This is a genomic window from Winogradskyella ouciana, from assembly GCF_009709615.1.
In the GTDB taxonomy this organism is placed as follows: domain Bacteria; phylum Bacteroidota; class Bacteroidia; order Flavobacteriales; family Flavobacteriaceae; genus Winogradskyella; species Winogradskyella ouciana.
The window spans coordinates 602,792-627,173 of sequence record NZ_WJYA01000004.1 but is presented as its reverse complement, the minus strand read 5'-3'; the positions used below and the strand labels follow the sequence as shown (position 1 = coordinate 627,173).

Genomic DNA, 24,382 nt, shown 5'->3' with positions numbered 1-24,382 from the left:
ACTTTGTATCTTTGCTTTCTCGAAATTGAAAATGAATGGAAACCAAAGTCGCTTCAAATATTTTACCAGAACGTAAACCTAAATGGCTTAGAGTTAAATTACCTACTGGCAAAAAATACACTGAACTCAGAAGTCTTGTAGATAAATATAAACTCAATACAATTTGCACCTCAGGAAGTTGCCCGAACATGGGTGAATGTTGGGGAGAAGGTACGGCTACATTCATGATTTTAGGAAACGTCTGCACTCGTTCTTGCGGATTTTGTGGCGTTAAAACAGGACGACCAGAAACTGTGGATTGGGACGAACCCGAAAAAGTAGCGCGATCTATAAAAATCATGCAAATTAAACATGCTGTTTTAACAAGTGTAGATAGAGATGATCTTAAAGATATGGGAAGTATTATGTGGGCAGAAACCGTTAAGGCGGTTCGTAGAATGAACCCTGAAACGACGCTTGAGACTTTAATTCCAGATTTTCAAGGTATAGAAAAACATATTGATAGAGTTATAGACGTTGCGCCAGAAGTGGTATCCCACAATATTGAAACCGTTAGACGATTAACCCGAGAAGTCAGAATTCAGGCTAAATACGACCGAAGTATGGGAGTTTTAAAATACTTAAAACAACAAGGTCAGCGTAGAACAAAATCTGGTATTATGCTAGGTTTGGGTGAAACTCGAGAAGAGGTTATAGAAACACTTCACGATTTAAGGGAAAACGATGTGGATGTAGTAACCATTGGCCAATACCTTCAACCGAGCAAGAAACACTTACCGGTAAAAAGATTTGTCAATCCTGATGAGTTTAAAGAGTTTGAAGAAATTGGATTAGACCTTGGCTTTAGACATGTAGAGAGTAGTGCTTTGGTGAGATCTTCGTACAAGGCACAAAAACATATCAACTAATGATTAAGGTTGCCATTAATGGATTTGGTAGAATTGGTCGCCGTGTATTTAGGTTAGCTCAAGAACATCCACAAGTAGAAATTGTTGCCATAAATGATTTGGCAGATGCGAAGACTTTAAGTCATTTGCTAAAGTACGATAGTATTCATGGTGTTCTAAAGGATCATATTTCGTCAGATGAAAGTCATATTGTGGTTAATGACACTTCGATTCCGCTTTATAATCAATCACATCCAAAATCTATTGACTGGAAAGCAATTCAGCCTGATTTTGTCATAGAAGCCACAGGAAAATTTAAAACTAAATCAGATTTACAGCATCATATTAATAATGGTGCAAAACGTGTTATTTTATCAGTCCCTTCCATGGATGATGATATAAAAACCATAGTTTTAGGTGTTAATGATGACAGTATTAACGGTTCTGAAACCATAATATCCAATGCTTCTTGCACAACAAATAATGCTGCACCAATGATTGCCTTGATCAATAAGTATTTTGGCATAAAACAAGCATATATCACTACTGTACACTCTTACACAACTGATCAGAGCTTACACGATCAGCCACATCGAGATCTAAGACGTGCTAGAGCGGCTGGACAATCTATAGTCCCAACGACTACAGGAGCGGCAAAAGCCTTGACAAAGATTTTTCCAGATTTGTCAGATGTTATTGGTGGTTGTGGTATTAGAGTCCCAGTTGCTAACGGTTCACTTACAGATATAACCATTAACGTAGAAAAAAACACTACTATTGAAGAAGTGAATGCGCTTTTTAAAAAGGCTTCAAATTCCAACTTAAAAGGTATTTTAGAATACACGGAAGATCCAATAGTCTCAATAGATATTGTGGGTAATCCACACTCATGTATTTTCGATTCTCAAATGACTTCTGTCATCGGAAACATGGTTAAAATCGTAGGTTGGTACGATAATGAAACTGGCTATAGTTCAAGAATTATAGATTTAATTTGCAATTTATCGGATAAAAAAGCACTTTTGTCGAATAAATAATTATATTTGTTTAAATAAAGTGAGCTGAAATGTCCCGAATCAAATATTACATATTTGTTTTTTTAGCGTGTTTTTGCAGTCTGGTTTTCGCACAAGTAAATGATGTCGAAGATGAGGATATGCTATCTATGAGACTTCAAGAACGTGTTAACCAAGCTAAGCTAGAAAGCGATCGCGGAGATTATTATAATGCATTAGGTAATCTAGACAAGGCTAAAGAAATTGCTGAAAAAATTGACGATAAAAAAAGTCTTGGGTCAATTCACACAAAAATCGCGAAAGTAAGATATCTTGTAGGTGAAACGGATAAAGCTAATGTAGCTCTTAATACAGCCATTCAACTTCAACGCGAAAACAGCGATTACGCAAATCTCGCTATTACTTATAATATTAAAGGTGTTATCCATAATACAAAGGAAGAGTATCTTGATGCCCTAGAGTATTATAATTCTGCCAAAACATTATTTGAGCAAGAAAACTTAGAAAAATACATTTCTGAAGTTACTTTGAACGAAGCAAAGTCTTATATCGCCTTAGAGCGCTATGATGAAGCTAAAACACAGTTAGAAAAAACTGTTATCATTGCAAAAAAATATGACCAAAGACCCATTTTAAGTAGTGCCCTAATACAAACAGGTAAGGTTTCTAGTGCCCTTAACAGTAATGATTTGGCACTTACTCAAGTCGAAGAAGGTTTGTCTATAGCAAAATCATATAATCTTCTAGAAAATATTAATGAAGCCTATTTAACCTTAAGTGATATTCATAAAAAAAGAGGAGACTACAAAAGTTCTCTAGAAAATATTACAAAACATATACAATTATCAGATTCTATACTTAACGTTAAGAGAGAAAATTTAGCACCAGGCATTACAAGCCAATCGATTAATCAATATAAGGACGCACAAAACGCACAGCTAAAAGAAACCTTAGAAGAAGTAAATGCTGAAAGTAATTTTACAAGGATTACAACAATATTAAGTATTGCTCTAATAACGATTTTATCGCTTTTAACCTTATCGTTATATAAAAACAATAACATTAGGTTAAAGACCAATAATATGCTACATAAAAAGAACGATGAGCTTATTGTAGCGAAAGAAAAAGCGGAACTTGCCTCTAAGACAAAAGCCAATTTCTTGTCAACGGTGACACATGAGTTACGCACACCACTTTATGCTGTCACAGGTCTAACGAACATGTTATTGGATGAAAACCCCAAAGAGCATCAAGTACCACACTTAAAATCATTAAAATTCTCTGGAGATTATCTTTTAACTTTTATAAATGATATTCTACAAATCAATAAAATTGAAGCTAATAAAGTTGAATTAGACCCAGAAATATTCAACCTTAAAAACAAAATAGAAAATGTAATTTCTGCCTTGAGCAATTCAGCTAAAGACAATGGCACTAAATTACATTTAGACTATGAAGAAACGTTGCCAGAAACTTATAATGGTGACCAATTAAAGATTTCCCAAATCTTAATTAACCTACTTGGAAATGCTATTAAATTCACAAAAGATGGAGACATCTGGGTGAGAGCGTACAAAATTGATCAAAAGGACAATAAGTACACGCTGCGCTTCGAAATTGAAGATAATGGCATTGGTATTACAAAAGAAAAACAAGACCACATGTTTGAGAGCTTCTCCCAAGGCTCTGTGCAGATTAACCGTAAGTATGGTGGTACTGGTCTAGGTCTATCTATTGTAAAAGGACTTATTCAGATTCTTAAAGGTAAAATTTACTTAAAGAGTGAGCTCGGAAAAGGCACTACATTCTTTTTTGAAATTCCTTTAGAAAAAGCTGAAAATGTTGAAAAACCTAAAGTAGCAGAAATTAAAAAATCTAATAAGATGGAAGATTTGGATTTAAGTAACGTGAAAATTTTAATTGTTGAAGACAACAAAATCAACCAAATGATTACCAAGAAAATCCTAAACAAAATGGGACTTTATTGCGATGTTGTTGACAATGGAGAAGCTGCCATAGAGCAAGTAAAATCTACAGAATACAATGTAGTATTAATGGATATCCACATGCCAGGCATTAGCGGATTAGAAGCGACTAAAATCATTAGAACTTTTGATAAAGACTTAACCATCTTTGCGCTAACGGCTGTAACTCTAGAAGATAAAATGCATGAGTTTGGTGAAGCAGGCTTTAATGATATTATCTCTAAGCCATTTAAACAAGAAGATTTTGAAGGCAAACTCTACGATGTACTTTCGGGTAAAGAGGTGGTTTCTAGTTTCTTTTAGTGTACAAATGCTTTGATTGCTTCATCAAAAACAGTACCGTCATCAATAATTAATTCTATAGGCAAATAATACAATTTGGCTTCCAAGCTTTCATTGTCAGATAATCTGACATAATCCTTTTCTGTCGTTAAAATCATCTCTTTTTCAGTCAGCATCTCTATATCATTGGGTCTAAAGCTATAATGGTCTGGGTATTCTACGTGATCAAATTTCAGCCCTTTTTCTTCGAGAAACCCAACCAATGGTTTAGCATTTGCAATACCAGTGACCAAGGTAAATCTTGGTAGTGACTTTAACTCTAATTTCTTATTCTTTGATATCACATCTTCAGAATAGTCAATGTGACTAAAAAATAATTTCTGGCGCGATCTTATCTTTAATTTAGATTCTATTTTAGTCTTTTCAGCTTCAGTAATATCCTTAGGGCATTTGGTGACAACAATGATGTCTGCACGTTTAGCACCAGAACGTGGCTCCCTTAAATTTCCTGTTGGCAATACCATATCAGTAAAGTAAAGATTGTAATAACTGGTTAGCAAAATATTAAAACCCGCTTTTACTTTTCTATGCTGAAAGGCATCATCCAATAAAATAACCTCAGGTTTGTTATCTAGTCCTAGGAGCTGTTCTATACCATTTTGGCGATCACCATCAACAGCGACCTCAATACCTTCAAATTTTCTATAAAACTGATAAGGCTCATCACCAATAGTATCAGCAGTGGCGTCATCGTCTCCTAATACAAATCCTTCTGTAATACGTTTATAACCTCTGCTTAGGGTCGCTACAGATGTTCTGTCCTTCAATAATCGAATCAAATACTCAATCATTGGTGTCTTTCCCGTACCACCAGTACTGAGATTACCAACGCAGATAATCGGCAAATTATAAGATTTAGAAGACTTAATACCCTTGTCGTACAGCCAATTGCGCAGCCATGTTACAACATAGTAAATAGGTACAAAGGGAAACAATATGATACGGATAATCTTCACGAGCACTAAAATATATTATTTTTGAAACAAATTTGCACATATGACCGTACAAGATGTAATTAATCAACTTCACGATTTAGCTCCATTAAACTATGCTGAAGATTTTGACAACGTAGGTTTATTGGTAGGTGACAAAAACCAATCCGTCTCAGCAGTCCTAGTCACTTTAGATACTTTAGAAGCCGTTGTTGATGAAGCTATTGAAAACAATTGTAACCTCATCGTAAGTTTTCATCCAATTATTTTCAAAGGATTAAAAAAACTGACTGGTAAATCGTATGTAGAGCGTGTGGTGATAAAAGCTATTCAAAATAATATTGCCATATTTTCTATTCACACAGCATTGGACAACGCATTTCAAGGAGTTAATTCTATCATTTGTGATCAATTAGGATTAGAGAATAAGAAGGTTTTAATACCTCAACCAAATACTTTAAAAAAGTTACAAACGTATGTGCCAAGAAATAATGCAGAAGACTTAAGAACAGCATTATTCAAAGTAGGTGCAGGTAATATTGGCAATTACGACTCTTGCAGTTTTAATATTGAAGGTAAAGGCACCTATAGAGGCAACGAAGATTCAAACCCAACAGTTGGCGAAAAAGGTATATTACATTCCGAAAATGAAACGGCTATTTCCGTGGTCTTTAAAAAACATTTAGAATCTAAAGTTTTAAAAGCTCTCTATAACGCACACCCTTATGAAGAAGTCGCTTACGAAATCACAACTTTAGATAATACAAATCAATACATAGGTATGGGAATGATCGGTCAGCTCAAAACCGAAATGAATGAAGAGGAATGCCTCCAATACGTTAAGACTAAAATGAATACGGAATGTATTAGACATTCTAAATTTTTGAATAAGTCCATTAAAAAGATTGCAGTTTTAGGAGGTTCTGGTAGTTTTGCCATCGGAGCTGCAAAAGCCTCAGGTGCAGACCTTTTAGTTACAGCAGATCTAAAATATCATGATTTTTTCAGTGCCGAAAACGACATTGTTTTGGCAGATATTGGACATTATGAAAGTGAACAGTTCACAAAATCGTTTTTAGTAGACTATCTCTCGAAAAAAATTACTAGTTTTGCAGTCGTTTTATCAAAGACAAATACAAATCCGGTAAAGTATTTATAATTATGGCAAAAAAAGCTGAAGCTACTGTAGAAGAGCGTCTAAGAGCACTCTACGATTTACAGTTAATTGATTCTAGAGTAGATGAAATAAGAAATGTCAGAGGTGAGCTTCCTTTAGAAGTTAGAGATTTAGAAGATGAAGTTGAAGGACTGAATACTAGATTAGAAAAATTAAATGACAATCTTGCTATTATTGATGATGAGATTAAAGGCAAAAAGAACTTAATCGAAGAAGCTAAGGCTTTAATCAAAAAGTATAGCGAGCAACAGAATAATGTTAGAAATAACAGAGAATACAACTCTTTAACAAAAGAAATTGAGTTTCAAGAGTTAGAGATTCAATTGGCTGAAAAGCATATCAAGGAATTTAAAGTTCAAATTGAGCAAAAGAAAGAAGTTATTTCTGAAACAAAAGACCGTTTAAAAGATCGTAAAGAACACCTTAAGCACAAAAAGGGAGAACTAAACGAGATTTTAAAAGAAACGGAAAAAGAAGAAGAAGCGCTTTTGAGCAAATCTGAAGATTTTCAAAAGAAAATTGATGACCGTTTGGTAAAGGCATACCAAAGAATAAGAAACAATGTAAAGAACGGTTTAGCCGTTGTCGCTATTGAGCGTGGTGCTTCTGGTGGTTCATTCTTTACCATTCCACCGCAAGTGCAAGTAGAAATCGCTTCTCGCAAAAAAGTGATTACCGATGAGCACAGTGGACGTATCTTAGTGGATGCTGCATTAGCTGAAGAAGAAAAAGCAAAAATGGATAAGTTATTTGCTAAGTTAAGCAAATAAGCATTTTCAAAATATAGTTTTAAGGCCTTTACAGTTTGTAAAGGCTTTTTTATTTAGCATAATTTTATACAAATTCATTTTAAGGATTTGTATTTTTCTACGACTGAATGAAAAAGAAAAATAGATTATGAAAAAATTAGTATCCATTTTAAGCATAGCCTTATTATTTAGCTGTCATAACTCAGCCCAAAACAGCAACCCAAAACAACAAGAAGTAATCAACGCTGAACCTATTGAAGTCCCAATGGAAAACGGAATGGCAAAAGCCTATTTCGCCAGTGGATGCTTCTGGTGTGTTGAGGCTATTTACGAAAGTGTAAAAGGTGTTGACGAGGTTATTAGCGGTTATTCTGGAGGACATACCGAAAACCCAACCTACGAATCGAGTAATACCGGTAGAACTGGCCATGCAGAAGCTGTTGAAGTGATTTACGACCCGGAAGTAGTTAGTTTTGCAACATTGGTCGATGTGTATTTTGGCTCCCAAAACCCAACACAGGTCAACGGACAAGGACCTGACAGAGGTTCGCAATACCGCTCAATTATTTTCTATCAGAACGATGAACAGAAAAAAATCATTGAAGAGAAAAAAGCAGCTCTGGCCAAAAAATTAGATGATGAAATTGCTGCAGAAGTTTATCCATTTCAAAAGTTTTGGGTCGCTGAAGATTATCATCAAGATTTTGAAAAGCGCAATCCTAATCAACGCTACATTGTAGCTGTTTCTATCCCAAGATTGAATAGGTTTAAAGCAAAATTACCTGAATTGTTAAAAGCAGAAGCAAAGCATTAAGTAATCAGACCTTTCAGGCTTTTAAAGCCTGAAAGGTCTACACTATTTTTTGATCGCCTTAATTTCAAAAAGCATCGGAAACAGTTGATCTTTCATTTTATACATGCCGTTCTCTATCTTAACTAGGTCAGGAAAGACATCATAAGGGCTTTCATCATATTCATTCAAATATTCTATTTGCAATCCTGCTTCAATAAGTGCATTCACAACCTCACTTAAACCATGATTCCAACCGTATTCTTTACTTACCATTTTTGAAGATTGGTCTGCATAGGTGCCTTCGTATTCATCATAAATCACTTCTTTTTGGTTGTAATGATATTTCATTTGTGGTTTTCCATCTACATAATCAAACATCCATAAAATGGGATGGAATTCTACGATGTAAAACGTTCCTCCAACCTTTAGCCGTTCTGAAATCATTTTTGCCCAAGGCTTTAAGTCTGGTAACCAACCTATAACTCCATAACTTGTATAAACAATATCAAAAGTTTCAGAAACATGTTGCGATGTATCCAAAACATTACAACATACAAATTCGGCATCAAGCTTTAATTCCTCATTAAGTGCTTTGGCAAGTTTAACACCTTCATCACTTAAATCCACACCAACACATTTCGCTCCCATCCTACTCCAACTCAAAGTATCTTGCCCAAAATGGCATTGTAGATGCAACAAAGACTTTCCGCTAACATCGCCTAAGGCTTTCAATTCATAAGGCATTAAAGAGGTTTCGCCAGCTTTAAAAGCCTCCATGTTATACATATCACTTTGTGCATGTACACCTACTTTTTTGTTCCATGTGTCTTTATTTACTTCAAAATAATTAGTGTGCTCGTCCATCGTTGATTAATTTTACATCTAAATTAAAAAATCCTTTTCGTATGAAGTCATTATATCTCGGTTTGATTTGTCTTTTAATTGTTTCAGCATGTAAATCTGAAAAGAAAGACAATGTAGTTATTGAAGAAGAAACAAAAGAATTAACCATTGCAGAAAAAATAGCAAATGCACATGGTTACGACAACTGGAAAAACGTAGAAAAAATAGAATTCACATTTAGAGTTGACCGTGACACAATACAAGGTAGCGGAAGATCTTGGGAATGGTTTCCAAAAAAAGATAGTGTGGTTATGCGAGCTGGCGAACAACATGTAAAATTTCTGAGATCAGAACTAGATAGTGTTCCTCCTAATGCTGACAGAGCATTTATAAATGACAAGTTTTGGCTATTAGTGCCATTTCAATTGGTTTGGGATACGTCTGCAACAATCTCAGAACCAAAAAAATCAGAAGCTCCAATTAGCAAAACCAAAATGGATATGATTACCATAACCTATCCTAACGAAGGTGGCTATACGCCTGGTGATGCATATGATATTTTCTACAATGAAGATTATATGATTGAAGAATGGATTTTCAGAAAAGGAAACTCAAAAGAACCATCAATGGCAACGACTTTCGAAAACTATAAAGATTTTAACGGCATAAAGATTGCCATTGACCACAAAAGAGACAACGGTAACTGGAACTTAAACTTTACTGACGTTAACATAACATTGGAGTAATACTAAATATAATTTTTGGCATTACTTTTGTAATCTATAATGTAAGTTTCACGTCCGTCATTTCGACTTAAAACGTATAGCTTACATTTTCCGCCTTTTGGCGCCTATATATATCCAAGCACTTTATCTTACGAGTTAAAGTGCTTTTTCTTTTACCCTCTAAAATCCTTCTTTACATGTGCACCATCACAATAGGGTTTGTTCTGTGAAGCTCCACAACGGCAGAAGGCAGTCGTTTTATTTTTTGTTTCTTCGTTACCATCTTTGTGAGTTACTTTCAACGTGCCATAAACCAAAAGCGGTCCGTTTTCCAACACTTCAACTTTGGTTTCTAAAGATTGAGCTGTTTTATCCTCACCATTATTCATATAATAGCTCAAAGCTCCCGAAGGGCATTTCTTAACCGTTTCAACAATCTCATTGGTTGGTGAAGCATCAACTTTAACCCAAGGGCGTTCTTTTGGTTGAAATACCTCAGGTGAACCCTTTACACAAATACCTGAGTGGATACATTTTTCAGCCTCCCAAACCACGGTTACCTCACCATTGGTGTATTCTTTTGTCTTTCCCATAACTTTATTGTTTCCTTAAAGATAACCAAAATTACTATTGAAAAAACACCTTTAATCCCTCATTTTAAATCCTTATTTTTGTTACAAACCGAAAATCAATCCAGATTGTCCGACTATAAACTTGGTCTAGATTACGCCAAACAACAAGATATATTAGACGAATTATCAAGCTACAGAGAACGATTTCATATTCCCAAGGATAAAGACGGAAATGAACTTATTTACCTGTGTGGTAATTCTCTTGGGCTTCAACCAAAATCCACAAAAGATTATATCAACCAAGAATTAAAAGATTGGGCAAATCTCGGTGTTGAAGGGCATACCGAAGCTAAAAATCCGTGGTTACCATACCATGAGTTCCTAACAGAAAGTACTGCCAATTTGGTTGGTGCAAAACCAATTGAAGTCGTTACTATGAATTCATTAACTGCGAACCTTCATTTTATGATGGCATCGTTCTATCAACCTACAAAAGAACGTTATAAAATTCTTATTGAAAGTGATGCGTTCCCATCTGACAAGTACGCCGTGGAATCTCAATTACGTCATCATGGTTATGACGACGACGAAGGCTTAATTCTTTGGAAACCAAGAGAAAGAGAAGAGTTATTGCGCTATGAAGATTTAGAGCAAATTTTCGAATCTCACGGAAATGAAATCGCTTTGGTAATGATTGGTGGAGTCAATTATTACACAGGGCAGTTTTTTGATTTAAAACGCATTACAGAATTAGGTCACAAACATGGTTGCAAAGTTGGTTTTGACTGTGCACATGGCGCAGGAAACGTTAATTTAGATTTACACAACTCAGGAGCGGATTTTGCGGTTTGGTGTACCTATAAATATTTAAATTCTGGCCCAGGAAGTCTGTCCGGTTGTTTTGTTCATGAGCGACATGCTTATAACAAAGATCTCAATCGATTAACAGGTTGGTGGAGCCACAATAAACAAACCCGCTTTAATATGCGTCATGAATTTGATGTGCTACCAGGTGCCGAAGGTTGGCAATTGAGTAATCCACCTATATTGTCAATGGCAGCGATAAAAGCCTCTTTAGATTTGTTTAATGAAATAGGAATGGAAAAACTGATAAAAAAGTCAAAAAAAATAACAGGCTATTTTGAATTTTTATTGAAGGAATTAGGAGAAGATGTCATTAGAATTATTACACCAGAAAATCCAGATGAACGTGGTTGTCAACTCTCAATACAAGTCTTAAATGCTGATAAATCATTACATAACAAACTAACTGAAGCTGGAGTGATAAGTGATTGGCGAGAACCAGATGTGATACGATGCGCTCCTGTGCCTTTATACAATTCTTTTGAGGATGTTTATTTGATGGTTGAGAAATTAAAGCCCATCCTAACCTTTCCAGAGGGAAGGAACTAACTACCAATATAATGAATAACAATACGAAAGATAGCAACAGTGAAAAAGTCTTCCCTTCTGGGGAAGATTTAGATGGGGCTCAGAATATATTAATAATCGGAGCTGGCCTCTGCGGAAGTCTCCTTGCATTGCGACTAGGCCAAAGAGGTTACAACGTCAACGTTTACGAAATGCGCCCTGACCTTCGAAAAACAGATATTTCTGCAGGTCGTTCTATTAATTTAGCGTTTTCAGATCGCGGCAACAAGGCCATGAAATTAGTCGGCATTGAAGACAAAGTAAAAGAACTCTGTATTCCAATGAATGGCCGAATGCTTCATGATAAAGAAGGCAACACATTCCTTTCAAATTACAGTGGTCGCGATTATGAATATATCAATTCCATTTCTAGAGGAGAACTTAATGGTCTGTTATTGACAGAAGCCGAAAAGCATGAGAACGTAAGTATTCACTTCAACAAAAAATGTAAATCGGTAGATTTTGAAAAGACCACAGCTTTATTCAAAGATTACCACACTAAAGACGAGTTTATCGAAGATGCCGATTGTATTATTGCCACAGATGGTGCAGGTTCTGCGTTACGAAAGAGTTATTACTTGGAAAAGAAGTTTCTGTTTAGTTTTTCGCAAGATTATCTCACACATGGCTATAAAGAATTAAGCATTCTTCCGGCAGAAGATGGTGGTTATAAAACCTACAAGAATGCCCTACATATTTGGCCAAGAGGCGATTTTATGGTAATTGCCTTACCAAACTTAGATGGTAGTTTTACCGTAACCCTGTTCTTAAGTTACGATGAAGGTGAATATAATTTCAACAACCTAACCACACCTGAAATAGTCACCGAATTTTTCCAAAAAGAATTTCCTGATGCTTTGGAATTAATGCCGAATCTCGTTGATGACTTTTTTGAAAACCCAACTGCACCTCTTGGAACCGTTAAATGTTCTCCTTGGCATTATAAGGGCAATACGTTGCTTATGGGAGATTCGGCACATGCAATAGTACCATTTTATGGACAAGGGATGAACGCCTCTTTTGAAGATGTTGTGGTTTTTGATAAAGTTTTGAATACGCATAAAGAAAAAGGTTGGGAAACTGTGTTTTCGGAATATGAAAGAGTAAGAAAGCCAGATACTGATGCAATTGCCGATTTAGCCATTGATAATTTTCACGAAATGAAAGACCATGTTGCCAATCCGATATTTCAGGAAAAACGAAAGATTGAAATGGCGCTTGAGAAAAATTTTCCCGAAGGCTATTCCTCAAAATATAGTTTGGTTACCTTTAATGAGGATATTGGCTATCGCAAGGCGATGCTAAGAGGACGCGCACAAGACAAAGCTATTTTAAATATGTTGGCAGACGGAGTCATTTCGACAGAAGATGATATAAAAGATATTTTAGATAAAGTAAAAACAGAAACCGAAGCCATTTTAGAAGATGATAGGATTGCTGGACTACATTAAAATTGAAGCGTCATTACGAGGAACGCAGTGACGTGGTAATCTTATTAATTGAGGTTCTAACAAACAGATTGCCACAGTCACTTAAAAAAGTGACTTCGCAATGACATATAAAATTGAATTATGAGTAATGAAAAAATAGTAACACCAAGAGGAGCATACCCACACGTAAAACAAGTTGGAGATTTTATCTTTGTTTCAGGTACAAGCTCTCGCAGACCAGATAACACCATTGCTGGAGTAGATATTATAGACGAAATGGGAACTAAAAAGCTAAACGCATACACCCAAACCCAAGAAGTCTTAAAAAACATAGAAAAGAATTTAGCTAAAGTTGGAGCCTCTTTAAAAGATGTGGTCGATGTGACCTCATTTTTAGTCAACATGAATGATTTTGCAGATTACAACAGGGCCTATGCTGAATTTTTTGAGAAGGAAACAGGACCAACCAGAACAACTGTAGCTGTACATCAATTACCACATCCGGATTTAGTGGTGGAGATTAAAGTAGTGGCTTTTAAACAGAATGAATGATAAACTTATTCCGAAAAATAAGAAAAGACATGTTTAAGAAAAAGAGCTTCTTAAGTTACCTACTCTATGCTATTGGAGAAATCGCGTTGATAGTTGTAGGTATATTACTAGCCCTCTATCTTCAAAATAAGAACGAGGAAAAGAAAATTGAGAAAAATGTCAGTATGTCAATCAATATGCTCAAGGATGAAATTATGACTAACAAACAAAGTATTAATAGAGTCAAAGACTATCACATAATGGTTAGAGATTCGATTGATGCTATGGATACACCAAAAAATGAAGAGGATATTGATAACACATTGAGCTTTTGGAGAGGTATGCAAACACCACGATTGCAGAACGCGGCATTTCAAACCAGTATTCAATCTGGCGTCGGTAAAGAAATTCATCCAGAACTATTAAAATCTCTTAATGCATTGTATACTTATCAAGACAGTTATAACGCGTTCGGAACCCAAGCAACTCAAATATTTTTTAATGCTGATTTTACGGATTTTAGCCAATTCAAAAGAATTATGACATCCATCGGAATGACAATGACCGACCTCTATTGGTACGAGCGTGAACTTACAGAAATGTTTGATTACAACATAAGACAAATTGATTCTTTATATTAATAGAACTTGAACATTAAAAATTACATAAACGGTAACTTTCATAATCCAATTAAAAATAATTGGATAGACAACTATAACCCATCTAACGGAGAAGTCTATGGGCAGATACCCAATTCCTCAAAGGATGATGTGGAAAATGCTTATAAAGCTGCAAAATCTGCTTTTCCGAGTTGGAGTGAAACCACATTAGAGAAACGCAGTAGAATTCTAATTAAAATTTCAGAATTACTAGAAGCCAACTTACAACGATTTGCAGAAGCCGAAAGTAAGGATAATGGCAAACCTGTTTCACTAGCTAAAGCTGTGGATATCCCAAGAGCAGCAAGTAACTTCCGTTTTTTCGGAAATGCCATTACACAATTTGCAAGTGAAAGTCATGAATCCGTTGGGCAAAACGCTATCAACTATACTTTACGTCAACCCATTGGAGTTGTAGGCTGTATAAGCCCATGGAATCTTCCACTCTACTTGTTTACATGGAAAATTGCACCAGCCATCGCAGCAGGAAATTGCGTCGTTGCCAAACCCAGCGAAATCACACCAATGACAGCTTACCTTTTAGGTGAAATTTGTAATGAAGCTGGTTTACCCAAAGGAGTATTGAATATCGTTCATGGCTTGGGCACTACAACTGGCCAGGCTATTATTAAACATCCAGATATTAAAGCGATTTCTTTTACTGGCGGAACAGCAACTGGCGCACACATCGCCAAAGTGGCTGCTCCAATGTTTAAAAAATTATCTTTAGAACTCGGTGGAAAAAATCCAAATATCATTTTTGCTGATTGTGATTATGACGATATGCTAAATACAACGGTTCGTTCGTCATTTGCAAATCAAGGTCAAATCTGTCTGTGTGGAAGTCGCATTTTTATAGAAGCTTCCATTTACGATAAGTTCAAAAAAGACTTTGTTGAAAAGGTAAAAGTACTTAAAGTTGGTCATCCATCAGAAAGTGATACCAATATTGGTGCATTAGTTTCAAAACCACATTTAGAAAAAGTAAAAGCGTATATCGAAATTGCAAAACTAGAAAATGGAACTGTGCTTTGTGGCGGAAATGAAGTATCCATTGAAGGTTATGAAAATGGTTATTATTTAGAACCTACAGTCATTGAAGTCCCAAATGATGAATGTCGTGTCAATCAAGAAGAAATTTTCGGGCCAGTAGTCACCATAATGCCATTTAATACTGAAGATGAAGTCCTGGAAATGGCAAACAAAGTAAAATATGGTTTATCAGCCACGCTTTGGACCAATAACTTAAAGCGTACCATGCGAATGAGTAACGAACTACAAGCAGGAATTGTATGGGTCAACACTTGGATGATGCGTGATTTACGAACACCTTTTGGAGGTGTAAAAGCATCTGGTGTAGGTCGTGAAGGTGGCTTTGAAGCTTTACGCTTTTTCACCGAACCTAAAAATGTATGTATTAAATATTAACAATAAGTTCTTATTTCGAATTCGTTTCAATATCTTATAAAACAAATCTAAAACGTTATGAAAATCAAAATACTTACACTCTTATTCATATTTGTATCAACCTCATTATTTGCCCAAGACGATTGGCAAACTTTCGCTAAAGATAATTATTCTATTAATTACCCTTCGGATTGGGAATATAGCGACCAAAACCCTCAACCCACGGTAGCATTTATGCTTTATAGCCCTGAAGAATCTCAAAAGGAAGATCGTTATAGAGAAAGTATTAATTTGACTGTTGAAGCACTCAGTATGGCAGATTATACCTTGGATGAATATACGAAGTTAGTATTAGACCAAGTTAAAGAAAAAATACCTACTGCCAAAATGATAAGTGCACTGCCAGTAAGTATAGGTGATGTAGACGCTACAAATATAGTTTGGTCTGCTGATTTTGGAAATGGCACGGTATTGCAATTCAATCAACTATTTGCTGTAAAAGATAGGATAGCTTATGTCTTAACCTTCTCCTCTACTGAGGCAGAATATGACAAATACATTGAGGATGCGAGTAAGATACTTAACAGTTTTAAATTCACTAAATAAATGAACTTAAATCTAAACAACAAATACGCATTAGTCTGCGGAAGTACAGCTGGAATAGGAAAAGCCACTGCTATAGCCTTAGCAGAAGAAGGCACAAACGTGACTCTGATTGCCAGAAATGAAGAAAAGTTAAAAGCTACATTAGCTGAATTGCCTCAACATCGTAATCACGATTATATCGTTGCTGATTTCTCAAACCCAAAGGAACTTCAACAAAAAGTTGAAATCTATATTAAAGATAATCACGGTTTCCATATTTTGGTTAACAATACTGGTGGACCAGCTGGTGGGCCTGTGTTTTCAGCTAAAGTAGAAGAGTTTGAGAGCGCATTTACGCAACACTTAAAATGCAATCATGTGTTAGCACAAACTATTGTTCCTTTTATGAAAGAGGAAGGTTATGGAAGAATAATTAATGTCATCTCAACTTCTGTTAAACAACCTTTAGACGGTCTTGGTGTAAGTAATACCATTCGTGGTGCTGTTGCCAATTGGAGTAAAACATTAGCCAATGAATTAGGGCAATTCGGAATCACAGTAAACAATGTATTGCCTGGGGCTACAGGTACAGAGCGATTAACGGAAATCATTAAAAACAAATCTGCAAAAACAGGCAACACAGAGGAGGCAGAAGCAGACGCTATGAAAAACGCGGTACCTGCTAAACGATTTGCCAAGCCTGGAGAATTGGCAGATGCCATTACATTTTTAGCTAGTGCACGTGCAGCCTACATTAACGGAATAAATCTTCCTGTGGATGGTGGACGTACAAAAAGTCTATAGCCCATCCTTAACCATTCTGCAAGAGAAGGGAAAAGTTGCTCGAATATTATTATCTTTAAGCTTAAATTGTATTTTTTAACAAATTACTCTTATCCACCCGAGTAAGAGTTCCTTCCTTTTGGGAAGGCTAGGAAGGGCTTTTTATCATGAGTAAATTATATCCTCCAATAAACTTTAAAGAATGGATCGAAGAAAACCGTCACCTTTTAAAACCACCTGTTGGTAACAAAGTTGTTTGGAAAGACGGAGATTTTATTGTTATGGTGGTAGGTGGACCGAATAGTAGAAAAGATTACCACTACAACGAGACGCCAGAATTCTTCTATCAAGTTGAAGGCGATATTGTTTTAAAGGTAATTGATAAAGGCACTCCAAAAGATATTCATATTAAAGAAGGTGATATTTTTCTACTACCTCCTAAAATACCACATTCACCTCAACGTGGTGCAAATACAGTTGGTCTGGTTATAGAATACCCTAGAGAAAAAGGTGTGCAAGATGCGCTACTTTGGTTCTGTGAAAATTGTACAACAAAATTGTACGAAGAAGATTTTACACTTGATAATATTGAAACGGATATGCCAAAAATCTTTGATGCATACTATGGTGATAAAGACAAACGGAGTTGCCCAAATTGTGGTGAGGTAATGCAGCCACCTAAGAAAGTACAGATTGACTAATGTGCCGTACAGAGCACTCTAAGAATCTAATTAAAACTTAAAGATGTTGCCGAGGCTAATGCCTCGCAATAGTAATAAATATGAGTAAACGAAAACTACGTATAAATGGTCACTCCCACTTACTACCCTATCCTGAGGAGATTCCTCAGTTTATGAAAGATAAAGGGATTTTTTGGGTAGACAAAGACCGAAAATATATGCTTCAAAAAGATTGGAACAGACCAATCACAGATTCGAGTTTTTTCTTAAATGAAAAATTAGCTTGGATGGAACGCTTTAAAATAGATCATGCTGTGGTTTTAAACCTGTCTCAACTTTATGGAAATGGGTTACGTGTTGAGGAAATGAAACAAGCTTTACGTTTTCAGAATGATTTTAACGCTAAAGTACAGCATGAGAACCCTAGCAAATTTACTTGTGGTTTTGTAGTGCATCCCGGATTTGTACGTGGTGCTTGTTGGGAAATTGAGCGCTGTGTAGAAGAATTGGGCATGCAACTCTTATGTTTACCAACACATTATATGGATACCATTGGTACTTGGCGTTGTATTTTTGATGAAGAAAATGAACCAATTTTTGAATTGGCAAACAAGTACAATCTTGCGATTGAAATTCACCCATATGATGGTGAGAAATTTATAAAATTAGAAAACACATCTTGGCGTTTTCATTTGATATGGATGTTGGCCCAGTGTGCAGATGCTTACCATTTTTTAACTCTCAACGGCTATCAGGACAAATATCCTAATATGAGAACTTGCTTTGCGCATGGAGGGCAATTGGCTCAGATTAATTTAGGGAGACGAATACAAGGGTTTGATGGTAGACCAGATTTATTTGAAGGTAAAAGCCATCCAAGAAAAGCTGTAGGGCATAAGAATATATTCTTTGATACTTTGGTACATGATACAGGTGGTTTAGAATTACTTATTAAAAATCAAGGGTATAAACAAGTCCTAATGGGACTAGATGACCCTTATCCTTTGGGAGAAATGGAAAGTGAAAAACAATCGTCTTATCCAGGTAAAATTTTAGACTTGGCTATGGAACGAAAAATTATTAGAGAAGATGAACGTGATGCAATTTGGGAAGATAATGTCATACAGTGGTTGTGTGGTGAAGACCAGATTGGTAAAGAAAAATTGGTTAAACGTATATTGTCATAATGAATTTCTTGCCTGAAAAATTAGACAATTATATTGTTGCACACTCTGAACAAGAACCAAGGCTTTTACAACAATTAACCAGAGAAACGTATCAAAAAGTCTTACAACCGATTATGCTCAGTGGCCCTTATCAAGGAAGGGTTTTGAGCATGATTTCAAAATTGATAAATCCTAAAAACATACTAGAATTAGGCACTTTCACTGGCTATTCTACTTTATGTTTGGCCGAAGGTCTTCAAAAGAGCGGAGAAATACATACCATTGACATCAATGAAGAACTAGTGGACTTTCAACGTAAGTATTTTGACAAATCAGGTTTTGGGGATCAAATTTTTCAACATACAGGGAATGCCTTAGATATAATCCCAACTATAGATAAGATGTTTGATTTGGTATTTATAGATGCCGATAAACCTAACTACAGTGGTTACTTTCATTTAATAATCGATAAGTTGAATTCTGGTGGAGTTATACTTTCAGATAACGTCTTATGGCATGGAAAAGTAGTAGAACCATTAGAGGACAGAGATAAATCCACTAAAGCTGTTTTGGATTATAATACACTACTAAAAAACGATGACAGAATTGAAACTGTTGTTTTGCCAATAAGAGATGGTTTGACAATTAGTAGAAAAATCTAAATCTACATTTTTCTTTTAAGTGAGCCAGTAAAATCTTCTAAATCGTCTTTGGCCTTTTTGATTTCTTCCTGAACCTCCTTAGCTACATCAGAGTCTATGATGTTGCTTTCTTTAGCACTTTTGGTGACTTCATGTTTAATATCATTGGTTGCATCTTTTAAAGTACGCATACCTTTACCAAGGCCTCGAGCCACTTCTGGTAATTTATCTGCACCAAAAACCAATACCACTATAAATAGTATAAAAACTATTTCAGTACCTCCAATGAATAATAATGTAGTTAATTTTATCACAGTGCAAATATAGAGTGACTTTAGTTAATAAAAAAAGCCGACTCGTTAAAGTCGGCTTAATATTACGTTTTTATCTCAATTAATTCTTTACTTTATCCTTGAACTTATCAAAATCACTTTGTTCTACCTCACGTGGCCAAGAATTGTTAGAAGTATCTACATCTGCAGTTTCTAAGTCAGGGTCAACAGTAATTGCTACTATTTCCTTATCGGTAGCTACTGCTCTGCTTACCTCCTTATCATTCAGTCTCCAAATTTGAGCTGGATAAGTCACTTTCTCTTTAGAACCATCTGCATATTCATACTCTACGATTAAAGGCATTACCAAACCACCTGGTTTATCAAAAGTAACTTGATAGAAATACTTTGGAGATTTCTTCAGGTTTTTTTGTTCCTCAGGAGTAAAGTTATCCATTATGTATTCCTTTACTGTAGGTAAATCCTCAATCGATGTACCATTATTCATAGCTTCGTCATAACCTTCTTCTCCTTCACCTATGAAATAAACTAGGGCGTTAGGATCCATATTGAAGCGCTCAGCCAACTTTCTACCATTTTCATTAGGGTTACTGGTTACTGCATATTTTTTCACTTCCTTAATTCCAATATCAGTATAGTCTGTAGTATAGAACCATCCTCTCCAGAACCAATCTAAATCAACGGCTGAAGCATCTTCCATGGTACGGAAAAAATCCTCAGGTGTTGGGTGCTTAAACATCCAACGGTTAGCATATTCTCTAAATGAATAATCGAATAAATCTCTACCCATTATTGTTTCTCTTAAGATATTAAGACCTGTGGCAGGCTTACTGTAGGCATTACTACCAAATTGGTAGGTATTTAAACCTTTGGTCATAATAGGCGCAATAAAATCTTGGTTACCTCCCATATATCTTACAATGTTTTTGGCAGGCCCTCTACGTGATGGGTATTTATCATGACCTGGTGATAACGCTGTTGGATACCACTCACCAAAATCTTGCTCGGCTACATACTGTACAAAAGTGTTTAACCCTTCGTCCATCCATGTCCATTGACGCTCATCACTATTTACGATCATTGGGAAAAAGTTGTGTCCAACCTCATGAATGATTACACTGATCATTCCGTATTTAGTTCTGTCTGAATAGTTACCATCTTTATCAGGGCGACCAAAATTGTAACAAATCATTGGATATTCCATTCCCATTGGTGCATGTACCGAAATTGCCTTGTGATAAGGATAATCGAATGTCATACGAGAATACGATTTTAAAGTACTAGCAACGGCATAAGTTGACCACTGCTCCCATAATGGGTTTCCTTCTTTAGAATACATAGAAACAGCCATAACATCTCTGTCTCCAATCTTCACAGCCATCATATCCCATAGAAATTTACGAGATGTAGCAAAACCAAAATCACGTACCATCTGTGCAGAAAGTTTCCAAGTCTTTTTCTTGTTACTTTTTGTCTTTTCCGTTTTCTCTGCTTCCTCTTGTGTTACAATCATAACTGGCTTGTCATAAGACTTTTTAGCTTGATTGTATCGCTTCATCATTTCTTTTGTATAGACTTCTTCTCTATTTGTTAAATAACCCGTTCCATCTAAAATGTGGTCTGCTGGCACTATTATGTTTACATCAAAATCACCAAATGGCAACGCAAACTCATCACGTCCCCAAAATTGAGAATTTTGCCATCCTTCTACATCGTTGTACACAGCCATACGAGGATAGAATTGTGCCATAACATATATTCTGTTATCGTTTTCTTCAAAGTATTCATAACCAGAACGACCACCATCTTTAACGTGATCATTGATGTTGTACCACCATTTTATCTTGAATGAAAATTTATCTCCTGTTTTCATTGGCTTAGGCAGTTCTACTCGCATCATAGTACGATTAATGGTATGAGGCAAATCTTTACCATTTACATCTTTTACGTGCTCAATATTAAAACCTCCATCGAAGCTTTCTTTTAAATATGATCTTGTAGCTCTTGAAGCCGAAGTTGCAGGACCAATACCAGAACTGTTAATCAATGGTGTTTTAGAGTCTCTCGCACGCATATTTTGGTCTAATTGCACCCAAAGGTATTTTAACTCGTCTGGCGAATTGTTGGTGTAAGTAATTGTTTCGTCACCATATAACCTTGCATTTACATCATCGATTTCGATATCCATTTTGTAATCTGCTTGCTGTTGGTAATATGCCGGACCTGGTGCACCAGAACCTGTTCTAAACATGTTTGGTGTAGCAAACTCATCGTAGAGTTGTTTGAATTTGTTTTGGTTGGTATGACCTGGTTGACGCTCTGGTTTTATTTCGTTTTGAGCATAAGTGCTTGCTGAAGTAAAAAGCAAAGCACACAAGAAAAACTTGAAAATCTTCATTATGATATAGTGTTTTTAAAAAATGATGCCTAAAATAATGATTTAAGATTGTATTAACAGATTTTTAATCAAAGTTTAACATGCATTTATCATTATCTGGAATCAGCAAAAAGCTTCTGTTTTTCCCTAACAACTTAAGCCTAACGATATTCTGCTGATCTGAAAATTTATCGAATAAGACCCTATTGACAACTTCCATAGATTTAATGTTAGAAACGTTTTCGATTTCTAGGTAGCAATAGGTAATATCATCTTTATATTCTTTACCTATAAAATTAAATTTCACTGGGTTTCCGTTGACCTTTATTTCTAACTTATCTGACAAATAGCGTTTCATGTAATTGTCTATCATTTTAGAATCACTATCTGGAGCAAGCTTTATATCTTCATCGTAACGCATCTTCAGTAGCTCTTCAAAATCATCAATAAAAATCTGGCTTATAATTTGAAGCGAATGCTGCTCTTCTGCGTATTCAATTTTTGTGACACTTACATAATATTCATGCTTCACATTGTTAGATACAAATAATGGAGCTATTACAAAAGCAATTACAATCTGTATTAATTTCATGGTTTTAATTCTAAGGTTGTTCAGCTAAATCCAAAAAGTGTTCCAAAGTTAATCTTTATCTACTTCTTCTCTATTCTCTCTGTAAGCTTTTAATTTTTGTTGAAGAAACTCAAGCAGTTTTATTTCGTTCTTTTCTTCACACAACTTCAAAAAATTTTCGTCTTCTTGTGAGAACAAGAAATATTCGGTTTTTAAATTTTCGGGTAATGAGTCCTTTTCAAAAATTATCGATTCATAATCAGCCCTTAACTTATTAATACATTTATCTCTATCATCTAACTCTACTATGGCTTTCAGTTTTTTTGTTCTTCCACTAATCTCATTTAAAAGCTTATGGAAATTAACTCCAAAACCTAAGCCAATGTAGCCCCAAGAACCTGCGTCTGCATCATGCAGTTTGCGTTCGTTTTGTGTTAATGGCAATTTTGTATTGCCTGGTATTCCTAAATCGTAAAAATTAATTTCAGTTTTGGCATCAGAGTTTTCTAAATCAGATTGTAGGCTTCCTGTTAAAATCTTACCCACAATAACTTTATCCAAAGCATTCACTAATTCCGTTAGTTCAACAGAAAGTGTTCCGTACGCTTCTTCAAACTCAGTAACAATCACTTCTTTGGTTTCGTATTTTATACTTGAAACAATTAAAGTGTCTTGAGACTTTGCAAGTATAGTAAAACTCCCGTCAGCTTTAGAAATAGCAAATTTAGCAGCTGTTTTATTTAATATATGTATGCCTTCAACATCATCGTCTGCAATAAGTTGTCCGTTGATTTCCTTTCGCTGAGCTTGCAACAATAAGGTTGAAAGCAAAGCAATAAGGCAGAAAAGTAAATTAATCTTCTTCACTTTTTTCTTTTAGGAAAGATTTACTTAATTGAGTTAAACGCTCTAAAAATTGCATTTCTTTATCTTCTTCCAATAAGGTTTCATCTACGCCTTGTTTTTCGACATAATCGATAAAGGCTTCTACTTGTTCTAGAGGAATATTGAAATTGGTGTGAATATAATTAATACTGTACTTATCTAAAGCTTCTTTAAAAGGTGTTCTTTCTATAGCTTTTTCTTCTTTTGCCTTTGTCTCATCGTCATTAAGATCTACAACTTGACTTACAATAAAACCAGCTAAGTTAACCACGTTGAGCATGTGCCTTACTTCTGGGTTGTATTCATTAAATGCAACATTTTCTACTTTGGTCTTATAATCTGCTGAAAACTCAAAATCCTCAATATGGTCTAAACCAAAATAAACATAATCTAAGCTTACGTTATAGGTTCTCACATTTTCTAAATCGGTATTTAAATTTCCTGTTAAACCAAAAGGCAAAATAACCACTTCATCTAGTTTATTAACTTCCTCTACAAGAATAACGGTTAGTTTTTTGGATTTAATAACGTCTTCAGAAATATTGATTGTAAAATCTTTAAACTGAAGTGCACCAAATTCAACAATATCGTTTAATGCCACCTTAATCTTAAACTCCCCATTTTCATCCGTAACAGTACCTTTATTAGAAGACGTGTTGAAAACAGCTACACCTTCTTTATCTTCAGACGAGACAATTATTCTACCGTTAACTTCTATTCTACCAGTGTCTTGAGCATAGATCGATAAAGCAAAAAGAGTAAATATTATGATGGTTATTTTTTTCATGTTGGTTGTATTGACTTATAAATTTCGTTGATATTCTTGACTTCTCATAAAAAAGCGCTGATAAATCTTTGTTAAATCCTCATTTTAAAATCTAATGTTTAATCTTGAATTATGTAAGTTATAACTTTTATTTTT

General features: G+C 35.3%; 25 protein-coding genes. 17 read left to right on the top strand and 8 right to left on the bottom strand.

Features of this window, described 5'->3' with window-relative positions; translation table 11 throughout:
• Nucleotides 1-35 precede the first annotated feature (35 nt).
• The 3 genes from lipA to F1003_RS06745 are packed head-to-tail and all read left to right on the top strand — an operon-like array spanning nucleotide 36 to nucleotide 4,191.
• Nucleotides 36-908, top strand: a complete 873-nt coding sequence (lipA, locus tag F1003_RS06755) for a lipoyl synthase (protein WP_155088444.1) — start codon at nucleotides 36-38, stop codon at nucleotides 906-908.
• A complete protein-coding gene (gap, locus tag F1003_RS06750) occupies nucleotides 908-1,924 on the top strand; it encodes a type I glyceraldehyde-3-phosphate dehydrogenase (RefSeq protein WP_155088443.1) in 1,017 nt (338 codons plus the stop codon). Before lipA ends, gap begins: the two co-directional genes overlap by 1 nt.
• Before the next feature lie 29 nt (nucleotides 1,925-1,953).
• Nucleotides 1,954-4,191 (top strand): ATP-binding protein, encoded by a 2,238-nt coding sequence (locus tag F1003_RS06745; protein WP_155088442.1) that lies wholly within the window; start codon nucleotides 1,954-1,956, stop codon nucleotides 4,189-4,191.
• Here the strand turns inward: F1003_RS06745 and lpxK are convergent.
• On the bottom strand, nucleotides 4,188-5,186 hold the full coding sequence (gene lpxK, locus F1003_RS06740) for a tetraacyldisaccharide 4'-kinase (protein ID WP_162306925.1): 999 nt from the start codon (nucleotides 5,184-5,186) through the stop codon (nucleotides 4,188-4,190). The genes F1003_RS06745 and lpxK overlap by 4 nt on opposite strands.
• Nucleotides 5,187-5,226: 40 nt before the next feature.
• Here lpxK and F1003_RS06735 point away from each other — a divergent pair, with 40 nt between their 5' ends.
• From F1003_RS06735 to msrA, 3 genes are all read left to right on the top strand, one after another.
• The gene (locus F1003_RS06735; protein ID WP_155088441.1) at nucleotides 5,227-6,321 is read left to right on the top strand and encodes a Nif3-like dinuclear metal center hexameric protein; all 1,095 of its coding nucleotides are present in this window, start codon (nucleotides 5,227-5,229) and stop codon (nucleotides 6,319-6,321) included.
• Nucleotides 6,322-6,323: 2 nt separating this feature from the next.
• Nucleotides 6,324-7,109, top strand: coding sequence for a zinc ribbon domain-containing protein (locus tag F1003_RS06730; protein WP_155088440.1), 786 nt, complete (start codon nucleotides 6,324-6,326; stop codon nucleotides 7,107-7,109).
• Between the two features lie 127 nt (nucleotides 7,110-7,236).
• Nucleotides 7,237-7,902, top strand: coding sequence for a peptide-methionine (S)-S-oxide reductase MsrA (gene msrA, locus F1003_RS06725; RefSeq protein WP_155088439.1), 666 nt, complete (start codon nucleotides 7,237-7,239; stop codon nucleotides 7,900-7,902).
• Between the two features lie 42 nt (nucleotides 7,903-7,944).
• Here the strand turns inward: msrA and F1003_RS06720 are convergent, their stop codons facing one another.
• Complete coding sequence (locus F1003_RS06720; protein ID WP_155088438.1) at nucleotides 7,945-8,745, bottom strand: class I SAM-dependent methyltransferase; 801 nt, start codon at nucleotides 8,743-8,745, stop codon at nucleotides 7,945-7,947.
• A 41-nt stretch (nucleotides 8,746-8,786) separates the two neighbouring features.
• On the opposite strand from F1003_RS06720, the gene F1003_RS06715 reads away from it, so the two are divergent.
• Nucleotides 8,787-9,470 (top strand): hypothetical protein, encoded by a 684-nt coding sequence (locus tag F1003_RS06715; protein ID WP_155088437.1) that lies wholly within the window; start codon nucleotides 8,787-8,789, stop codon nucleotides 9,468-9,470.
• 152 nt (nucleotides 9,471-9,622) lie between these two features.
• Here F1003_RS06715 and F1003_RS06710 read toward each other — a convergent pair whose 3' ends face one another.
• Nucleotides 9,623-10,042, bottom strand: coding sequence for a (4Fe-4S)-binding protein (locus tag F1003_RS06710; protein ID WP_155088436.1), 420 nt, complete (start codon nucleotides 10,040-10,042; stop codon nucleotides 9,623-9,625).
• A 105-nt stretch (nucleotides 10,043-10,147) separates the two neighbouring features.
• On the opposite strand from F1003_RS06710, the gene kynU reads away from it, so the two are divergent.
• From kynU to F1003_RS06660, 10 genes are all read left to right on the top strand, one after another.
• On the top strand, nucleotides 10,148-11,434 hold the full coding sequence (gene kynU / locus F1003_RS06705) for a kynureninase (protein ID WP_155088435.1): 1,287 nt from the start codon (nucleotides 10,148-10,150) through the stop codon (nucleotides 11,432-11,434).
• 11 nt (nucleotides 11,435-11,445) lie between these two features.
• A complete protein-coding gene (locus F1003_RS06700) occupies nucleotides 11,446-12,903 on the top strand; it encodes an FAD-dependent oxidoreductase (RefSeq protein ID WP_155088434.1) in 1,458 nt (485 codons plus the stop codon).
• A 120-nt stretch (nucleotides 12,904-13,023) separates the two neighbouring features.
• Nucleotides 13,024-13,434 carry a RidA family protein gene (locus tag F1003_RS06695; RefSeq protein WP_155088433.1) on the top strand — a complete coding sequence of 137 codons (411 nt, stop codon included), beginning with the start codon at nucleotides 13,024-13,026 and terminating at the stop codon, nucleotides 13,432-13,434.
• Complete coding sequence (locus F1003_RS06690; protein ID WP_155088432.1) at nucleotides 13,431-14,054, top strand: hypothetical protein; 624 nt, start codon at nucleotides 13,431-13,433, stop codon at nucleotides 14,052-14,054. Before F1003_RS06695 ends, F1003_RS06690 begins: the two co-directional genes overlap by 4 nt.
• A gap of 6 nt (nucleotides 14,055-14,060) precedes the next feature.
• Nucleotides 14,061-15,500, top strand: a complete 1,440-nt coding sequence (locus tag F1003_RS06685; protein ID WP_155088431.1) for an aldehyde dehydrogenase — start codon at nucleotides 14,061-14,063, stop codon at nucleotides 15,498-15,500.
• Nucleotides 15,501-15,557: 57 nt separating this feature from the next.
• Nucleotides 15,558-16,085, top strand: a complete 528-nt coding sequence (locus F1003_RS06680; RefSeq protein ID WP_155088430.1) for a PsbP-related protein — start codon at nucleotides 15,558-15,560, stop codon at nucleotides 16,083-16,085.
• Nucleotides 16,086-16,868, top strand: coding sequence for an SDR family oxidoreductase (locus F1003_RS06675; RefSeq protein ID WP_155088429.1), 783 nt, complete (start codon nucleotides 16,086-16,088; stop codon nucleotides 16,866-16,868).
• Between the two features lie 146 nt (nucleotides 16,869-17,014).
• Nucleotides 17,015-17,548, top strand: coding sequence for a 3-hydroxyanthranilate 3,4-dioxygenase (locus F1003_RS06670; RefSeq protein WP_155088428.1), 534 nt, complete (start codon nucleotides 17,015-17,017; stop codon nucleotides 17,546-17,548).
• An 80-nt stretch (nucleotides 17,549-17,628) separates the two neighbouring features.
• A complete protein-coding gene (locus tag F1003_RS06665; protein ID WP_155088427.1) occupies nucleotides 17,629-18,714 on the top strand; it encodes an amidohydrolase family protein in 1,086 nt (361 codons plus the stop codon).
• Nucleotides 18,714-19,355 carry an O-methyltransferase gene (locus F1003_RS06660; RefSeq protein ID WP_155088426.1) on the top strand — a complete coding sequence of 214 codons (642 nt, stop codon included), beginning with the start codon at nucleotides 18,714-18,716 and terminating at the stop codon, nucleotides 19,353-19,355. The genes F1003_RS06665 and F1003_RS06660 overlap by 1 nt, the downstream gene beginning before the upstream one ends.
• Nucleotides 19,356-19,357: 2 nt before the next feature.
• On the opposite strand, the gene F1003_RS06655 is transcribed toward F1003_RS06660, so the two are convergent.
• From F1003_RS06655 to F1003_RS06635, 5 genes are all read right to left on the bottom strand, one after another.
• On the bottom strand, nucleotides 19,358-19,648 hold the full coding sequence (locus tag F1003_RS06655) for a Sec-independent protein translocase subunit TatA/TatB (protein ID WP_162306913.1): 291 nt from the start codon (nucleotides 19,646-19,648) through the stop codon (nucleotides 19,358-19,360).
• Nucleotides 19,649-19,727: 79 nt separating this feature from the next.
• Nucleotides 19,728-22,025 (bottom strand): M1 family metallopeptidase, encoded by a 2,298-nt coding sequence (locus F1003_RS06650; protein WP_155088425.1) that lies wholly within the window; start codon nucleotides 22,023-22,025, stop codon nucleotides 19,728-19,730.
• A gap of 64 nt (nucleotides 22,026-22,089) precedes the next feature.
• Complete coding sequence (locus F1003_RS06645; RefSeq protein WP_155088424.1) at nucleotides 22,090-22,596, bottom strand: DUF6702 family protein; 507 nt, start codon at nucleotides 22,594-22,596, stop codon at nucleotides 22,090-22,092.
• A 48-nt stretch (nucleotides 22,597-22,644) separates the two neighbouring features.
• On the bottom strand, nucleotides 22,645-23,442 hold the full coding sequence (locus F1003_RS06640; RefSeq protein ID WP_155088423.1) for a peptidase associated/transthyretin-like domain-containing protein: 798 nt from the start codon (nucleotides 23,440-23,442) through the stop codon (nucleotides 22,645-22,647).
• Nucleotides 23,429-24,247 (bottom strand): carboxypeptidase-like regulatory domain-containing protein, encoded by an 819-nt coding sequence (locus F1003_RS06635; protein WP_155088422.1) that lies wholly within the window; start codon nucleotides 24,245-24,247, stop codon nucleotides 23,429-23,431. Before F1003_RS06635 ends, F1003_RS06640 begins: the two co-directional genes overlap by 14 nt.
• Between the last annotated feature and the right edge of the window lie 135 nt (nucleotides 24,248-24,382).

Excerpts from the sequence above, each read along its gene's own strand:
- F1003_RS06660 (WP_155088426.1), top strand. The coding sequence starts at position 18,714 with ATGAATTTCTTGCCTGAAAAATTAGACAATTATATTGTTGCACACTCT.
- F1003_RS06720 (WP_155088438.1), bottom strand. The coding sequence starts at position 8,745 with ATGGACGAGCACACTAATTATTTTGAAGTAAATAAAGACACATGGAAC.
- F1003_RS06710 (WP_155088436.1), bottom strand. The coding sequence starts at position 10,042 with ATGGGAAAGACAAAAGAATACACCAATGGTGAGGTAACCGTGGTTTGG.
- gap (WP_155088443.1), top strand. The coding sequence starts at position 908 with ATGATTAAGGTTGCCATTAATGGATTTGGTAGAATTGGTCGCCGTGTA.
- F1003_RS06745 (WP_155088442.1), top strand. The coding sequence starts at position 1,954 with ATGTCCCGAATCAAATATTACATATTTGTTTTTTTAGCGTGTTTTTGC.
- F1003_RS06675 (WP_155088429.1), top strand. The coding sequence starts at position 16,086 with ATGAACTTAAATCTAAACAACAAATACGCATTAGTCTGCGGAAGTACA.
- F1003_RS06645 (WP_155088424.1), bottom strand. The coding sequence starts at position 22,596 with ATGAAATTAATACAGATTGTAATTGCTTTTGTAATAGCTCCATTATTT.
- F1003_RS06695 (WP_155088433.1), top strand. The coding sequence starts at position 13,024 with ATGAGTAATGAAAAAATAGTAACACCAAGAGGAGCATACCCACACGTA.
- F1003_RS06690 (WP_155088432.1), top strand. The coding sequence starts at position 13,431 with ATGATAAACTTATTCCGAAAAATAAGAAAAGACATGTTTAAGAAAAAG.
- F1003_RS06680 (WP_155088430.1), top strand. The coding sequence starts at position 15,558 with ATGAAAATCAAAATACTTACACTCTTATTCATATTTGTATCAACCTCA.
- F1003_RS06670 (WP_155088428.1), top strand. The coding sequence starts at position 17,015 with ATGAGTAAATTATATCCTCCAATAAACTTTAAAGAATGGATCGAAGAA.
- F1003_RS06650 (WP_155088425.1), bottom strand. The coding sequence starts at position 22,025 with ATGAAGATTTTCAAGTTTTTCTTGTGTGCTTTGCTTTTTACTTCAGCA.
- F1003_RS06635 (WP_155088422.1), bottom strand. The coding sequence starts at position 24,247 with ATGAAAAAAATAACCATCATAATATTTACTCTTTTTGCTTTATCGATC.
- F1003_RS06715 (WP_155088437.1), top strand. The coding sequence starts at position 8,787 with ATGAAGTCATTATATCTCGGTTTGATTTGTCTTTTAATTGTTTCAGCA.
- F1003_RS06735 (WP_155088441.1), top strand. The coding sequence starts at position 5,227 with ATGACCGTACAAGATGTAATTAATCAACTTCACGATTTAGCTCCATTA.
- msrA (WP_155088439.1), top strand. The coding sequence starts at position 7,237 with ATGAAAAAATTAGTATCCATTTTAAGCATAGCCTTATTATTTAGCTGT.
- F1003_RS06665 (WP_155088427.1), top strand. The coding sequence starts at position 17,629 with ATGAGTAAACGAAAACTACGTATAAATGGTCACTCCCACTTACTACCC.
- lipA (WP_155088444.1), top strand. The coding sequence starts at position 36 with ATGGAAACCAAAGTCGCTTCAAATATTTTACCAGAACGTAAACCTAAA.
- F1003_RS06700 (WP_155088434.1), top strand. The coding sequence starts at position 11,446 with ATGAATAACAATACGAAAGATAGCAACAGTGAAAAAGTCTTCCCTTCT.
- F1003_RS06730 (WP_155088440.1), top strand. The coding sequence starts at position 6,324 with ATGGCAAAAAAAGCTGAAGCTACTGTAGAAGAGCGTCTAAGAGCACTC.